Annotated in this window: 14 protein-coding genes; 12 read left to right on the top strand and 2 right to left on the bottom strand. The window is 58.6% G+C overall.

What is annotated here, in order from left to right; translation table 11 throughout:
- Nucleotides 1–27 precede the first annotated feature (27 nt).
- Both AACY11_RS00335 and AACY11_RS00330 read left to right on the top strand, forming a co-directional pair.
- The gene (locus AACY11_RS00335; protein ID WP_339431111.1) at nt 28–1,338 is read left to right on the top strand and encodes an MFS transporter; all 1,311 of its coding nucleotides are present in this window, start codon (nt 28–30) and stop codon (nt 1,336–1,338) included.
- A gap of 60 nt (nt 1,339–1,398) precedes the next feature.
- Nucleotides 1,399–2,202 carry an IclR family transcriptional regulator gene (locus AACY11_RS00330; protein WP_339464907.1) on the top strand — a complete coding sequence of 268 codons (804 nt, stop codon included), beginning with the start codon at nt 1,399–1,401 and terminating at the stop codon, nt 2,200–2,202.
- On the opposite strand, the gene AACY11_RS00325 is transcribed toward AACY11_RS00330, so the two are convergent.
- Nucleotides 2,199–3,251 (bottom strand): NAD(P)-dependent alcohol dehydrogenase, encoded by a 1,053-nt coding sequence (locus tag AACY11_RS00325; protein WP_339493590.1) that lies wholly within the window; start codon nt 3,249–3,251, stop codon nt 2,199–2,201. The two genes, AACY11_RS00330 and AACY11_RS00325, sit on opposite strands and share 4 nt — an antisense overlap.
- Nucleotides 3,252–3,441: 190 nt before the next feature.
- Between AACY11_RS00325 and AACY11_RS00320 the strand changes: the two genes are divergently transcribed.
- The gene (locus AACY11_RS00320; RefSeq protein WP_339464909.1) at nt 3,442–4,332 is read left to right on the top strand and encodes an AraC family transcriptional regulator; all 891 of its coding nucleotides are present in this window, start codon (nt 3,442–3,444) and stop codon (nt 4,330–4,332) included.
- A 100-nt stretch (nt 4,333–4,432) separates the two neighbouring features.
- Here AACY11_RS00320 and AACY11_RS00315 read toward each other — a convergent pair whose 3' ends face one another.
- Nucleotides 4,433–6,097, bottom strand: coding sequence for an electron transfer flavoprotein-ubiquinone oxidoreductase (locus AACY11_RS00315; RefSeq protein WP_339464910.1), 1,665 nt, complete (start codon nt 6,095–6,097; stop codon nt 4,433–4,435).
- 551 nt (nt 6,098–6,648) lie between these two features.
- On the opposite strand from AACY11_RS00315, the gene AACY11_RS00310 reads away from it, so the two are divergent.
- The 9 genes from AACY11_RS00310 (at nt 6,649) to AACY11_RS00270 (ending at nt 13,676) form a co-directional block, all read left to right on the top strand.
- Nucleotides 6,649–7,398 carry an electron transfer flavoprotein subunit beta/FixA family protein gene (locus AACY11_RS00310; protein ID WP_007908338.1) on the top strand — a complete coding sequence of 250 codons (750 nt, stop codon included), beginning with the start codon at nt 6,649–6,651 and terminating at the stop codon, nt 7,396–7,398.
- 2 nt (nt 7,399–7,400) lie between these two features.
- Nucleotides 7,401–8,330 (top strand): electron transfer flavoprotein subunit alpha/FixB family protein, encoded by a 930-nt coding sequence (locus AACY11_RS00305; protein ID WP_311997938.1) that lies wholly within the window; start codon nt 7,401–7,403, stop codon nt 8,328–8,330.
- An 80-nt stretch (nt 8,331–8,410) separates the two neighbouring features.
- A complete protein-coding gene (locus AACY11_RS00300) occupies nt 8,411–9,244 on the top strand; it encodes a substrate-binding periplasmic protein (RefSeq protein ID WP_339431116.1) in 834 nt (277 codons plus the stop codon).
- Between the two features lie 9 nt (nt 9,245–9,253).
- Nucleotides 9,254–9,610, top strand: a complete 357-nt coding sequence (locus tag AACY11_RS00295) for a DUF4398 domain-containing protein (RefSeq protein ID WP_339431117.1) — start codon at nt 9,254–9,256, stop codon at nt 9,608–9,610.
- Nucleotides 9,607–10,419, top strand: coding sequence for an OmpA family protein (locus tag AACY11_RS00290; RefSeq protein WP_339464914.1), 813 nt, complete (start codon nt 9,607–9,609; stop codon nt 10,417–10,419). The genes AACY11_RS00295 and AACY11_RS00290 overlap by 4 nt, the downstream gene beginning before the upstream one ends.
- A gap of 201 nt (nt 10,420–10,620) precedes the next feature.
- Entirely contained in the window at nt 10,621–12,060 is a 1,440-nt protein-coding gene (locus AACY11_RS00285) for an aminotransferase-like domain-containing protein (RefSeq protein WP_221729294.1), read from the top strand.
- 78 nt (nt 12,061–12,138) lie between these two features.
- Entirely contained in the window at nt 12,139–12,609 is a 471-nt protein-coding gene (locus AACY11_RS00280; protein WP_339493722.1) for a translation initiation factor 2, read from the top strand.
- A gap of 165 nt (nt 12,610–12,774) precedes the next feature.
- Nucleotides 12,775–13,029, top strand: coding sequence for a YkgJ family cysteine cluster protein (locus AACY11_RS00275; RefSeq protein WP_339431120.1), 255 nt, complete (start codon nt 12,775–12,777; stop codon nt 13,027–13,029).
- Between the two features lie 41 nt (nt 13,030–13,070).
- Nucleotides 13,071–13,676 (top strand): START domain-containing protein, encoded by a 606-nt coding sequence (locus AACY11_RS00270; protein ID WP_221729291.1) that lies wholly within the window; start codon nt 13,071–13,073, stop codon nt 13,674–13,676.
- The last annotated feature ends 133 nt before the right edge of the window (nt 13,677–13,809 follow it).

The following is a 13,809-nucleotide window of genomic DNA, read 5'->3' as shown; positions in this document are numbered from 1 at the left end:
TCAATAAACATAACAAGAGGCATCCCCATGCAACCGCAACCCCTCACCGGGCAGGCGTCTTTAGTCACGCCTAGCCGTAAGCGTTTTTTCATCATGGTGTTGCTGTTCATCACCGTGGTGATCAACTACCTCGACCGCAGCAACCTGTCGATTGCCGCGCCGGCGCTGACCACTGAGCTGGGCATCGACCCGATTCACGTCGGCCTGATTTTCTCCGCGTTCGGCTGGACCTACGCCGCCATGCAGATCCCCGGCGGCTGGCTGGTGGATCGAGTGCCGCCACGCATCCTGTACAGCGTCGCGCTGCTGCTGTGGTCGGTGGCCACGGTGATGCTTGGCTTCGCCGCCAGTTTCATCGCGCTGTTCGTCCTGCGCATGGCCGTCGGCGCGCTGGAGGCACCGGCCTATCCGATCAATAGCCGCGTGGTCACCACCTGGTTTCCTGAGCGCGAACGCGCCACGGCGATCGGTTTCTATACCTCCGGGCAATTCGTCGGACTGGCCTTTCTCACCCCGGTGCTGGCCTGGCTGCAACACGAATTCGGTTGGCACATGGTGTTCGTTGCGACCGGTGCAGTGGGCATCATCTGGGCGGCGATCTGGTACGCGGTGTATCGCGAGCCGCGAGATTTCAAAGGCGTCAATGAGGCGGAAATCGATCTGATTCGTGAGGGCGGCGGGTTGGTGGATATCCAGGCCGAGTCTGCCAGGGTCAAAGCCAAATTCAGTTGGACAGATCTGGGCATCGTTCTCAGCCAGCGCAAGTTGTGGGGCATTTACCTCGGTCAGTTCTGCCTTAACTCGACGCTGTGGTTCTTCCTGACGTGGTTCCCGACTTATCTGGTGAAATACCGCGGCATGGACTTCATCAAGTCCGGCCTGTTGGCGTCGCTGCCGTTTCTCGCGGCGTTCATTGGCGTGCTGTGTTCGGGGTTCTTTTCCGATTTGCTGATTCGTCGCGGTTACACCGTAGGGTTTGCGCGCAAGTTGCCGATCATCGGCGGGTTGCTGATCTCCACGTCGATCATCGGTGCCAACTTTGTTGAGTCGACGCCGCTGGTGATCGCCTTCCTGGCCCTGGCGTTTTTCGGCAACGGCCTGGCATCGATCACCTGGTCGCTGGTGTCGACCCTCGCGCCGGCGCGGCTGCTCGGCCTGACCGGTGGGGTGTTCAATTTCATCGGCAACCTGTCGGCGATTGCCACGCCGATCGTGATCGGGTTCCTCGCCAGTGGCGATTCATTTGCCCCGGCGATCACCTATATCGCGGTTCTCGCGTTGATCGGCGCTTTGTCCTACGTGCTGCTGGTGGGCAAGGTCGAACGTATCAAGTTGTAGTGGTCAGCATCGGGCGACCATAATGCCGCCCGTTCCCTCGCTCAACGGTAAAGGCTGGATATGCAGGAAGACGCCCCGGAAAAAACCAAGGACGCCGCGCCCACCGGCACGCAAACGCTGCTGCGCGGCTTGGGCGTGGTGCAGGCCGTGGCCAGTGGCGCCCGCGATCTCAAGGAGATCGCACGGCTGATCGGCACGACGCGCAGCACCACTCATCGACTGGCCAGTTGTCTGGTCGACGAGCGTTATCTGCGCGTGGTGCCGCAGGTCGGGTATTTGCTCGGGCCGAAGCTGATTGAGTTGGGGTTTCAGGCGCGCGAAGAGTTGCCGCTGGTGAGTCTGGCCGGGCCGTATCTGGACGAGTTGTCAGCGCTGACCGGAGACACCGTTCACCTGGGGATTCGCGAAGGCGACGAAGTGCTGTATCTGCTGAAGAATCCGGGACGCAATGGCCCCGAAATGCGTTCGCGGGTCGGCCATCGAATGCCGTTGGCGCGCACCGGGATCGGCAAGGCCTTGATGCTCGATGATTCGCCGCAGGATTGGCAGCGCCTGTACGACATCAGCCTGCCGGCGGGTGGGAAAAGTCAGTTCTGGCCGCAGCATCCCCAGCAATCTTGGGAACAGCTTGAGCAGCGAATGGCTGAATACATCGCTGGTGGCTACGCGTTCGATCTGGAAGACAATGAACCGTCGATCCGTTGCGTGGCGGCGCCGATCCGCGATGCAAGCAAACGTATCGTCGCGGCGATCAGCATTGCCAGCACCGTGCCGTACATGCCACTGGAAAAAATGGCCGAGCTGATTCCCCTGATCAAAGGGATCACAGCCCGGCTGTCGGCAGAACTCGGGCTTAAGATTTAAACCTTGAGCGTTGCCATGTCGATCACGAAACGGTATTTCACGTCGCCAGCGATCATCCGGGCGTAGGCTTCGTTGATCTGGCGGATATCGAGCATTTCGATGTCGCAGGTGATGTTGTGCTCGGCGCAGAAATCCAGCACTTCCTGGGTTTCGGCGACGCCGCCGATCAAGGAACCGGCCAGTACGCGACGACCCAATACCAGTTTGGCGGCGTGCACCGGTGGATCAACCGGCTCGATCAGACCGACCAGAATGTGTACGCCATCAAAACGCAGGGTGTCGAGGTACGGGTTCAGGTCGTGTTGCACCGGAATGGTGTCGAGCAGGAAGTCGAAGTAACCGGCGGCGGCTTTCATCTGCTCGGCGTCGGTGGAGACGATCACATGATCGGCGCCCTGACGACGGCCCTCTTCAGCCTTGCTCGCCGAACGGGTGAACAAGGTCACTTCAGCGCCCATGGCTTTGGCGAACTTGATGCCCATGTGGCCCAGGCCGCCCATGCCGAGGATCCCGACCTTGTCGCCAGCCTTGACGCCGTAGTGCTTGAGCGGCGAGTACGTGGTGATGCCGGCGCAGAGGATCGGTGCGGCGCTGGCCAATGCCAGTTTTTCCGGAATGCGGACCACGAAGTGTTCGCTGACGACGATGCTGTCCGAATAACCGCCCATGGTGTTGCTGCCGTCGACCCGATCCGGGGTGGCGTAAGTCATGGTCGGGCCTTCGAGGCAATATTGCTCAAGGTTCGATTGGCAGGCTTCGCAGGTGCGGCAGGAATCGACCATGCAGCCAACGCCGACCAGATCGCCTACTTTATGCTGGGTGACATTCGTACCAATGGCGGTGACTTTTCCGACGATCTCGTGGCCAGGTATCAACGGGTAAACAGCAATGCCCCATTCGTTGCGTGCCTGGTGAATGTCGGAGTGGCAGACGCCGCAGTAGAGGATTTCGATGGCGACATCATCGGCCCGTGGGCTGCGACGTTCGAACTTCATCGGGGCGAGGGGAGTGGTGGCCGATTGGGCCGCATAGCCGATGGCGGTGTACATGTGAAACCTCGCAAAAGCAGTGACAGGTGAGGCGGCGCATTTTGGGCGCCGTGCGCCGGTCCGGCCATGACGATTCCTCCGGGTCTCATGCCTAATCCTCCGGCATGCAGGTTTGATCGGTCGCATAGGCAAAAGGATCTGCGATGATGCTTTCATCCCTTTTTCCATGAATTTTGTGAAGACACTTTCGATGCAATTGACCCGTCACCTTGATGCCAATGCCAGGCTGGTTTCACTGATTGAACCGCTGGCACTGCGCGACGGTTACTCCCGGACCGGACTGCCGGGTGTGCGGGTGTTGCGCGCCAGTTGCGACGTCGCCCGTGGCCCGCACATTTATGAGCCGAGTCTGATGATCATCGCCCAGGGCAGCAAACTGGCGTTCCTTGGGCCTCGGACGATGGAATACGGTGCCGGGCACTATTTGATTCAGGCGCTGCCGGTGCCTTTTGAATGTGAAACCTTCGCCTTGCCGGATGCGCCGTTGCTAGGGGTGTCGGTGGCGATTGATCGGGTGTTGCTGGGCGAGTTGGTGCTGGCGATGGGACTCGCGCCGGGGCGGCATATTCCGGCGCAGACGCCAGAGTCGATGACGTCGGTGGTGCTCGACGATGACATGCGCGGTTGTGTCGAACGGCTGCTGAGCTGTCTGCACGATCCGCTGGAATGCCAGATTCTCGGGCCGGCACGGGTGCGTGAATTGTTGTTCGTCGCATTGCGGGGGCCGCAGGCCGATGTGTTGCGGGCGTTGGTCGAGCAGCAGGGGCAATTTGCGAGGGTGGCGGCGTCGATCAGCCATCTGCATGCGCATTACACCGAGCCATTGAATGTCGAGACGCTGGCCAGTTGCGCGAACATGAGCGTTTCGACGTTTCACGAACACTTCAAACGCAGCACGTTGTTGTCGCCGGTGCAGTATCTCAAGCGCTTGCGGTTGTTGAAGGCGCAGACGTTGTTGGTGGCGGAGGGGTTGGGTGTGGCGCAGGTGGCGCATCGGGTGGGGTATCAGAGTACTTCGCAGTTCAGCCGCGAGTACAAACGTTATTTCGAGCGCAGCCCGGGGGACGAGCGCGTAGCCTGAGTTGCCACAGTGCCTGAGGGAGCGGGTTTCGTGGTGATGCAAATATTGCGGGCAAAAAAAAGGCCCCCATTTCGGGAGCCTCGATGTTCAGCGGTTCGGCTTACATATTCGGGTAAGTCGGGCCGCCAGCGCCTTCCGGCGTGACCCAGGTGATGTTCTGCGCAGGGTCCTTGATGTCACAGGTCTTGCAGTGCACGCAGTTCTGGGCGTTGATCTGGAAGCGTTTCTCGCCGTCCTCCTTGGTGATCACTTCGTAGACGCCGGCCGGGCAGTAGCGCTGCGCCGGTTCGTCGTACAACGGCAGGTTTTTGCTGATCGGGATGCTCGGGTCGGTCAGCTTCAGGTGGCACGGCTGTTCTTCTTCGTGGTTGGTACCGGAGATGAACACCGAACTGAGTTTGTCGAAGCTGAGTTTGCCGTCGGGTTTCGGGTAGTCGATCTTCTTGCAGTCGGCGGCGAGCTTGAGGCAGGCGTAGTCCGGCTTGGTGTCGTGCAGAGTGAACGGCAGTTTGCCGCCGAAGATGTTCTGGTCCAGCCAGTTGAAACCACCGCCGACAATGGCGCCGAACTTGTGAATCGCCGGGCCGAAGTTACGGCTGGCAAACAGTTCGTCGTACAGCCAGCTCTTCTTGAACGCGTCGACGTAAGTGCTCAGCTCTTCGGTGCCATCCTTTTCGGCGAACAGCGCGTCGGCCACCGATTCGGCGGCGAGCATGCCGGACTTCATCGCGGTGTGACTGCCCTTGATCTTGGCGAAGTTCAGGGTGCCGAGGTCGCAACCGATCAGCGCGCCACCCTTGAAGACCATCTTCGGCAGCGAATTCAAGCCGCCCTTGCAAATGGCACGAGCGCCGTAGCTGATGCGCTTGCCGCCTTCCAGGTACTGAGCCAGCACCGGGTGATGCTTGAGGCGCTGGAACTCGTCGAACGGCGACAGGTAGGTGTTGCTGTAGGACAGGTCGACGATCAGACCGACTACAACCTGGTTGTTTTCCAGGTGATAGAGGAACGAGCCGCCGGTGTTCTCGGTGCCCATGATGTCCAGCGGCCAACCAGCGGTGTGTACCACCAGGCCTGGCTGGTGTTTGGCCGGGTCGATTTCCCAGATTTCCTTGAGGCCGATGCCGTAGTGCTGGGCGTCGGCATCGCTGTCGAGGTTGTAGCGTTTGATCAGTTGCTTGCCGATGTGGCCACGGCAACCTTCGGCGAACAGCGTGTATTTGCCACGCAGTTCCATGCCGGGGGTGTACAGGCCTTCTTTCGGGTTGCCTTCGCGGTCAACGCCCAGATCACCGGTGATGATCCCGCGGACCACGCCTTGTTCGTCGATCAGCGCTTCTTGAGCTGCGAAGCCCGGGTAGATTTCCACACCCAGGTTCTCGGCCTGCTGAGCCAGCCAGCGGCACAGGTTGCCGAGGGAAATAATATAGTTGCCTTCGTTGTGCATGGTCTTGGGCACAAAGAAGTCGGGGATTTTTTGCGCGCTTTCGGCGTTTTTCAGCACGAAAATGTCATCGCGGGTCACCGGCGTGTGCAGCGGGGCGCCGAGTTCTTTCCAGTCCGGGAACAATTCGTTCAGAGCGCGGGGTTCGAATACGGCACCGGAAAGGATGTGTGCGCCGACTTCAGAGCCTTTTTCGACCACGCAGACGCTGATTTCCTTACCGGCTTCGGCGGCCTTCTGCTTCAGACGGCAGGCGGCGGACAGGCCAGCGGGGCCGGCACCGACGATGACCACGTCGAATTCCATGTATTCGCGTTCCACAGGCTATCTCCTACTCAAGGCTCAACAGTTTTTTTTCTAATTTGGAGGTTCGATGTCGCATCCGCTATTGCCTTTACGTTAACGTCAAAGGGAATATTGGAAAACCCACCTTTCTCTCTAGGGGGCGCATTATATCTACACCACTCCGAGCGTCCAATACAAACGTTTGTTTGAATTGGCTCCAGCCCAGAGAAATCAAAGAAGCGCGGCTTATGAGTGACCATTTTACCGTATTGACCGGAATAGGCGTTCCGGTCAATATACGGGCGGTTTTGCGCTCGCCGTAGGCAGACTGGCGGTTTCAAGAGCACCTCTAAAGACAGGGCGTAGGCAATACAAGGTGATGCGCAGCGCAGGCCTGGCGCGCAGTTTACACAGCGTGAAGATCAATGACTTATCGGTCACTACTGACGAACGGTCATCGCACTCCACTTCGTGAAATCACCCCGACACAAGCCGGCGTTTTTAGAGGTGCCCTTTTAGCCCGATGAGCATCAACCGCCAGGTTCGCCTAGGCGACTTTCTTTTCACCGGAGAGTAACGAGGAATCCATGAAGGTTCTTGTAGCTGTCAAACGCGTTGTGGATTACAACGTCAAGGTTCGCGTCAAGGCGGACAATTCCGGCGTAGACCTCGCCAACGTCAAGATGTCGATGAACCCGTTCTGCGAAATCGCAGTGGAAGAAGCCGTACGCCTGAAAGAGAAAGGTGTTGCGACTGAAATCGTCGTCGTCTCCATCGGCCCGACCACCGCTCAAGAGCAACTGCGCACTGCGCTGGCTCTGGGTGCCGACCGCGCCATCCTCGTCGAATCCGCTGAAGATCTGACTTCCCTCGCCGTGGCCAAGCTGCTCAAGGCCGTGGTTGACAAGGAACAGCCTCAACTGGTGATCCTGGGCAAACAGGCCATCGACAGCGACAACAACCAGACCGGCCAGATGCTCGCGGCACTGAGCGGCTACGGTCAGGGCACTTTCGCCTCGAAAGTCGAAGTCTCTGGCGACAGCGTTGCCGTGACCCGCGAAATCGACGGCGGCGCGCAGACCGTTTCCCTGAAACTGCCAGCGATCGTCACCACTGACCTGCGTTTGAACGAGCCGCGTTATGCGTCCCTGCCAAACATCATGAAAGCCAAGAAGAAGCCTCTCGAAGTGCTGACTCCGGACGCTTTGGGCGTTTCCACCGCCTCCACCAACAAGACTCTGAAAGTCGAAGCGCCGGCTGCACGCAGCGCGGGCATCAAGGTCAAGTCGGTGGCTGAACTGGTCGAGAAACTGAAAAACGAAGCGAAGGTAATCTGATCATGACTATCTTGGTAATCGCCGAACACGACAACAAAGTGCTGGCCCCGGCCACACTGAACACCGTGGCTGCCGCTGCCAAAATCGGTGGCGACATCCACGTATTGGTCGCAGGCCAAGGCGCTGGCGCCGTGGCTGAAGCCGCTGCGAAAATCGCAGGTGTGAGCAAAGTCCTGAACGCTGACAATGCCGCTTACGCGCATCAGCTGCCGGAAAACGTCGCGCCACTGGTTGCCGAGCTTGGCGCTGGCTACAGCCATATCCTGGCTGCTGCCACCTCCAACGGCAAAAACATCCTGCCGCGCGTTGCCGCGCAGTTGGATGTTGATCAGATCTCCGAAATCATCTCGGTAGAAAGCGCTGACACCTTCAAGCGTCCGATCTACGCCGGTAACGCCATCGCTACCGTACAGTCGACCGCTGCGATCAAAGTGATCACCGTGCGTGCGACCGGTTTCGATCCGGTGGCTGCTGAAGGTGGTTCTGCGGCTGTTGAAGCCGTGGCTGCCGCGCACAACGCCGGTACTTCCAGCTTCGTCAACGAAGAACTGGCCAAGTCCGATCGTCCCGAACTGACCGCTGCCAAGATCGTCGTTTCCGGCGGCCGCGGCATGCAGAACGGCGACAACTTCAAACACCTGTACGCCCTGGCCGACAAGCTGGGCGCTGCCGTCGGTGCTTCGCGCGCTGCGGTCGACGCAGGTTTCGTACCGAACGATATGCAGGTCGGTCAGACCGGCAAGATCGTTGCGCCACAGCTGTACATTGCCGTCGGTATTTCCGGCGCGATCCAGCACCTGGCCGGCATGAAAGATTCCAAAGTGATCGTTGCGATCAACAAGGACGAGGAAGCGCCGATCTTCCAGGTGGCCGATTATGGTCTCGTGGCGGATCTGTTCGAAGCGGTGCCTGAGCTGGAGAAGCTGGTCTAATCCGGCAGCTTCACTTATAAAGAGCCCGACCTTTTGGTCGGGCTTTTTTTTGTCTCGCAATTGAGTGGGAGTGTTTTGCCATGGAACTGCGCCGCAGGTTGCACTGCTCGCTATTGTTGGGACTGGCGCTGTTGCCGGGATTGGTGGCGGCCGCCGGCAAGTGCGAACGTCTCGTCGTCACCGGCAGCCCGGATGCGCCGCCGTACCTGTGGCAAGACCCGCAGAACCCCAAGCAATTGATGGGGGCCAGTGCTGATCTTTTGCAGCAAGTGGCCAAAGAGCTGGGCATCAAAGTCCAATTGCTCTACGCCGGCAAGCGCTCGCAAGCCCTGGATGAAGTGCGCAGCGGTCGTATGGACCTGCTCGCGGATGCTCCGCTGACCTTCAATGAGCTCGAAAACCTCGACTACATCTATCCGCCGCTGCTGGAAAACGACTATCTGGTGTGGACGCGCAAAGGCTCGACCTTGTTTTACAACGCAGCGCAGGACCTGCACGGGCATACCGGTGGCTTGTCGGAAAAGTCTCGAATGAGCGAGGCATTCGTTACTTTCGCCGAGCAGCAATTGACCCTGACCCGGACAGCAAACCTCACCCAGGCCTTTCAGAAATTGCTTCTGGGTGAAGTCGAATATGTACTCGCCGGTCGCTACTCGGGCATGGCAGCCGCACAGGCATTGGGCATGGCCAATGACCTGTTGGCCTTCGAGCAACCGATCGATCGACCGGGGCTGTTCCTCGCGGTTTCCCACAACTCGGCGTGCAACGATCCGTGGTTGCGCGGACAGTTGGCCAAAAAGATGACAGAATTGCCCGCGTCCGGACTGACGGAAGCTGCGCTGCAACGCAATATCGAGCGTTGGAAGGCGCAGCAGCAACAGCCGCAACAACCTGTCAGTACCCCAAAACAGTAGGGATTCTTAGTGAGTATTCGACCTCTTTTCGCGGCTGTGGCCGTTCTGGCCATGGCCGGTTGCGCGACCGATCCGGCACCCAATGAACAAATGCGCCTGACCGAGCAGGCCATCACTCAAGCCAAGGCTGTCGGTGCCACCGGCGATGACGTGCCGGAAATGAAACTGGCCGAAACCAAATACAACCGGGCAAAGGGCAACATGGCTGATGAGTCCTACCGGAACGCGCGCATGCGTGCCGAGCAGGCCGAACTGGATGCTCGCCTGGCGGAAGCCAAAGTGCTGACCCAGAAGAGTGAAGAACAGTTGAATGTGCTCAACACCCGCATCGTCCGTCTGCGCAAGCAACTGGGAGATGCCCAATGAGCCTCAACTCCAGAGTTCTCGGCGGTTTCATTCTTGCCGGTTGCGCCAGTCTTTACGGTTGTGCGGGTCAACATAGCGAATCCGCTCTGCAAGGGGCCAGCGCCGACTTCCAGAAGGTCAAGGAAGATTCCAACGTGCTGCGCATCGCGCCGAAAGACGTGATCCGCGCCGGTGAATCGCTGGCCCGCGCCGATCGCCTGTCGACCTATTGGGGCAGCGGGGCGGATGTGGTCCATTACGCCTATCTCAGCCAGCGCTACAGTGAAATCGCCCGCGAGCACACCAATCAGGTGCTCAACGAGGAGCGTGCGGCCAAGCTCGAACTGGAGCGTCAGCGCCTGCAACTGGCCTTGCGCGAATCCAAACTGCTCAGCGTGCAGCAGCAGGGCAAGTGGCTTGAAGAACAAATAGTCGCGCTGGCGACCACGCAGACCGACCGTGGTCTGGTGATGACGCTCGGTGATGTGCTGTTCGACACTGGGGAAGCCGAGCTGAAAAACTCGGCCAACCGTGTTGTGTTGAAAATTGTCCAGTTCCTGCAACTCAACCCGAAACGCGTGGTGCGCATCGAGGGTTATGCCGACAGCACCGGTGGTAAGCAGGAAAACCTCAAACTGTCCCGCGACCGTGCGCAGTCCGTTGCCGATGTGCTGACGGATCTGGGCATCGACGAAAAACGCATTCAGGTCGAAGGTTACGGCGACGAATACCCTGTAGACGCCAACGCTTCCGAGCGTGGGCGGGCACAGAACCGTCGTGTGGAAATTGTCTTCTCCGACGAAACAGGCCAGCTCGGCGCTGCCCGCTGAGGGCGGCGTCACTGGAAAGCCCGGGCTGTCAGGCAGCACCGGGCTTTTTTACGTCTGTCGAATAGCTCGCAAATCAATACAGTTGAGGCAGACACTGCACTGTATGGTCGACTAGAGTGACAACTGTCCCAGTACACTTCTAAACTGTTCCGGTATTGTTTCACACAAGAATAAAATGCCCGTGAAATCGAGTGCTGCGTCATGACCAATCTCTTGCTCTACCAACGTATTGCTCAGCAACTGGCCGAAGACATCCGCCGTGGGGTCTATCAACCGGGGGAGCGCGTGCCTTCGGTGCGCAAGATGAGTTCGCAACTCAACGTCAGCCATGCGACGGTGTTGCAGGCGTACGCCAACCTTGAAGATCAGGGGCTGATTCGCGCACGGCCCCAGTCCGGATATTACGTGCACCAGACCCCGGCGCTGACGGCCCCGACGCCCGACATCGCCCGCGTCGAACGGCCAGGTCTGGTGACTCGCAGCAGCATCATTCAACAAGTTCTGGTCGAGTCCCGCCGTGAAGGCGTATTCCCGTTGGGTGCCGCGGTGCCCAGTGTCGATTACTTGCCGGTGCGCGCACTTCATCAGCAATTGGCCAAGGTCACCCGGTTTCACAGTCCACGGGCGTTCAGCTACATGTTCAGCCCCGGTTTCGAACCGCTGCGCCGGCAGGTAGCGATCCGCATGCGCGATGCCGGTGTGGTGGTTGATCCCTCTGAAGTGGTGATCACCCATGGTTGTGTCGATGCCCTGCAGATGTCGTTGCGGGTGCTGACCCGACCAGGCGATCTGATCGCCGCCGAGTCGCCGACTTACTACGGCCTGCTGCAGTTGGCTGACCTGCTGGGTCTGAAGGTCATCGAAATTCCCAGCGATCCAGCCACTGGCATGAGCCTGGAGGCCCTGCAGTTGGCGGCCAACCAATGGTCGATCAAGGCGTTGGTGCTGACCACACGTCTGAGCAATCCGTTGGGCGGCACCATGCCTGAAGAGCGGCAGAAACAACTGCTGCGTCTGGCTTCGGATTTCGATATCCAGATCGTCGAAGACGATATTTATGGCGAGTTGATGTTCGAACAGGGTCGCACCAAGGCGCTCAAGGCTTATGACCGATTGGATCGGGTGATTTACTGCTCGAGTTTCTCCAAGACCTTGTCGCCCGGAGTACGCATCGGTTGGATGATCGCTGGCAAGTATCAGCAGGAAATTCAGCGTTTGCAGACCTTCAGCACCCATTCGGCGTGCAGTGTCACGCAGATGGGGATTGCGGCTTATCTGGAGAATGGCGGTTATGACCGGCATTTACGGTACATCCGCCAGGAATACCGAAAAAATCTCAGTGCTTTTCAACTGGCGGTGCAGCAGTACTTCCCCGAAGGTACGCAAATGAGCCGGCCCACGGGCGGTTTCATTCTGTGGGTGAGCCTGCCAGGCAGGGTCAATACTCAGGAGTTGCATGTTCGTGCGCTGCAACAGGGCATCAGCATCGCCCCCGGGCTGATCTTCAGTAATACCGAGCAGTTCAACCACTGCATCCGCCTGAACTGTGGCACCCCGTGGAACCGCGAGGCGGAGAGGGCGTTGATGACGCTGGGACTGCTGGCGACCCAACTGTGTCAGGAAACGGCTGGCGGATTTTGAGCCAGTGGCGGGTCAAACTTGTCTTGTGACGTCCAACAAGCGAGCATATGGCCCTCTGCCGTTAGCGTCGTTGGGTCCATGAAAGCGTTTCTTCCTGCCATGTGGGTTTTGCTGTGTTTGCTGATGATCGGTCATGCACCTGGTGTCTTGGCGGCCGCAGCTTCAGAAAAACCAGCGGCTAGGAGCACAGTGAAAAAGCCGCCAGTAGTGAAAAAGGCAGTGCCTGCCGAGCACTCCCGGCAGAAAACCGTGAAAAAACGCACACCTGTGGCTTCCAGGTCGAAATCCTCCAGTGAGGTGGCTAAAACCAAGCTGCCGCCGGCAACACTGGACTTGAGCTTGCCCAAGGAGATGGTCCAGGAATTGAAGCCGAAGGGAACCGTTTCGCTGCCGAAGCACGAGGGCATCCTGCCGCAGTTTTTTGGCGAGAAAACCAGCGGCTTCCAGCTCAATGGCCGTTTGCTCAGCAACGAAATGCAGTTGCAACTGCGTAACGAAGAGCGCCGGGATATTGATGGCGCGGCGCTGGATTTCGAATTCAAGCAGTAAATACAACCCGTCTGTGACCCGCGAAGCAGACGCTTTGTCGCAGACTGGTCAGTCACATTCACTTATCCGTAAAAACCCCGGTTCAGGGAATTTGAAACAGCCGTTTTAGCGGTTACTCTGTCCGCGTCCCTTTTACACATTGCCCGTCGCGAGGACTTGTTCGTCATGAAATGCCGTGAAGGCTGTGGCGCTTGCTGCATTGCCCCCTCCATCAGTTCGGCGATTCCCGGCATGCCTGATGGCAAACCTGCCGGCGAACGTTGCGTGCAACTCTCGGTCGAAAACCTGTGCAACATTTTCGGCCGTCCAGAGCGCCCGGCGGTCTGTTCCGGTTTCGCCGCCGATATCGAAGTCTGTGGCCGCAGCCAGGAAGAAGCGATCAGGTTGATCGGTTGGTGGGAGCAAATGACGGCGGCTTGATGTGTCAAACGAACGGAACTTCAACAATAAGGAATAAGACTATGGGTTCGCTGCATCGTATCGCTGTGTTGTGTGGTTTGACTGCCGTGCTGGTGACGTCGGTCGCGCAGGCTGAAGACTGGAAGGTCGCCAAGAACGAGGATGGCATCAAGGTTTCCCTGAGCGAAGTGCCGGGTTCGGACTACAAGTCCTATCAGGGCGTTGCTCTGATGAAGACCACCGTTGCCAAACTGCGTGCATTGCAGGAGGACGTTTCCGGCGCCTGCGCCTGGATTCACGAATGCAAGACCCAGAAACTGCTCAAGCACGAAGGTGATCAGAGCTGGACTTACACCCAGTTCAACACGCCTTGGCCGGTCACCCCGCGTGATTCGGTGCTGCACATCACGACCGTTGAAGGCGCCGACGGCAGCCTGACCCGTAACATGGAAGGTGTGCCGAAGTATGTTCCGGAGGAAAAAGGTTTTGTCCGGGTGGCTCAGGTCAAAGGCTTCTGGAAGTTTGTGCCAAAAGGCGATCAGGTCGAAGTGACCTATCAAGTGCACACCGAGCCAGGCGGCAGCGTGCCGGCGATGGTTGCCAACAAGTTTGTCGTTGATGCTCCGTTCAAGACCCTGAAAGCCCTGAAAGAGCTCGCCGAGAAGTAAACGCCCCGGATTCAGCAAAACGCCCCGATTGATTCGGGGCGTTTTGTTTTATGACTTTTTGTGTTTCCAGATAGGCGTTGAACGAAATTTTCACAAAGCGTTCAAGACAATTCGCCCGCGCTGTTTCCACGCT

It is taken from the genome of Pseudomonas sp. RA_105y_Pfl2_P56 (genome assembly GCF_963970845.1).
Taxonomy (GTDB): Bacteria; Pseudomonadota; Gammaproteobacteria; order Pseudomonadales; family Pseudomonadaceae; genus Aquipseudomonas; species Aquipseudomonas baetica_A.
Note: the sequence above shows the minus strand (reverse complement) of the source record. Positions and strands in the feature narration are given on the sequence as shown.

What these genes read in the sequence shown, in the direction of transcription:
- AACY11_RS00270 (WP_221729291.1), top strand. Translation starts at nt 13,071, where the DNA reads ATGGGTTCGCTGCATCGTATCGCTGTGTTGTGTGGTTTGACTGCCGTG.
- AACY11_RS00300 (WP_339431116.1), top strand. Translation starts at nt 8,411, where the DNA reads ATGGAACTGCGCCGCAGGTTGCACTGCTCGCTATTGTTGGGACTGGCG.
- AACY11_RS00320 (WP_339464909.1), top strand. Translation starts at nt 3,442, where the DNA reads ATGCAATTGACCCGTCACCTTGATGCCAATGCCAGGCTGGTTTCACTG.
- AACY11_RS00285 (WP_221729294.1), top strand. Translation starts at nt 10,621, where the DNA reads ATGACCAATCTCTTGCTCTACCAACGTATTGCTCAGCAACTGGCCGAA.
- AACY11_RS00335 (WP_339431111.1), top strand. Translation starts at nt 28, where the DNA reads ATGCAACCGCAACCCCTCACCGGGCAGGCGTCTTTAGTCACGCCTAGC.
- AACY11_RS00325 (WP_339493590.1), bottom strand. Translation starts at nt 3,251, where the DNA reads ATGTACACCGCCATCGGCTATGCGGCCCAATCGGCCACCACTCCCCTC.
- AACY11_RS00280 (WP_339493722.1), top strand. Translation starts at nt 12,139, where the DNA reads ATGAAAGCGTTTCTTCCTGCCATGTGGGTTTTGCTGTGTTTGCTGATG.
- AACY11_RS00305 (WP_311997938.1), top strand. Translation starts at nt 7,401, where the DNA reads ATGACTATCTTGGTAATCGCCGAACACGACAACAAAGTGCTGGCCCCG.
- AACY11_RS00275 (WP_339431120.1), top strand. Translation starts at nt 12,775, where the DNA reads ATGAAATGCCGTGAAGGCTGTGGCGCTTGCTGCATTGCCCCCTCCATC.
- AACY11_RS00290 (WP_339464914.1), top strand. Translation starts at nt 9,607, where the DNA reads ATGAGCCTCAACTCCAGAGTTCTCGGCGGTTTCATTCTTGCCGGTTGC.
- AACY11_RS00310 (WP_007908338.1), top strand. Translation starts at nt 6,649, where the DNA reads ATGAAGGTTCTTGTAGCTGTCAAACGCGTTGTGGATTACAACGTCAAG.
- AACY11_RS00330 (WP_339464907.1), top strand. Translation starts at nt 1,399, where the DNA reads ATGCAGGAAGACGCCCCGGAAAAAACCAAGGACGCCGCGCCCACCGGC.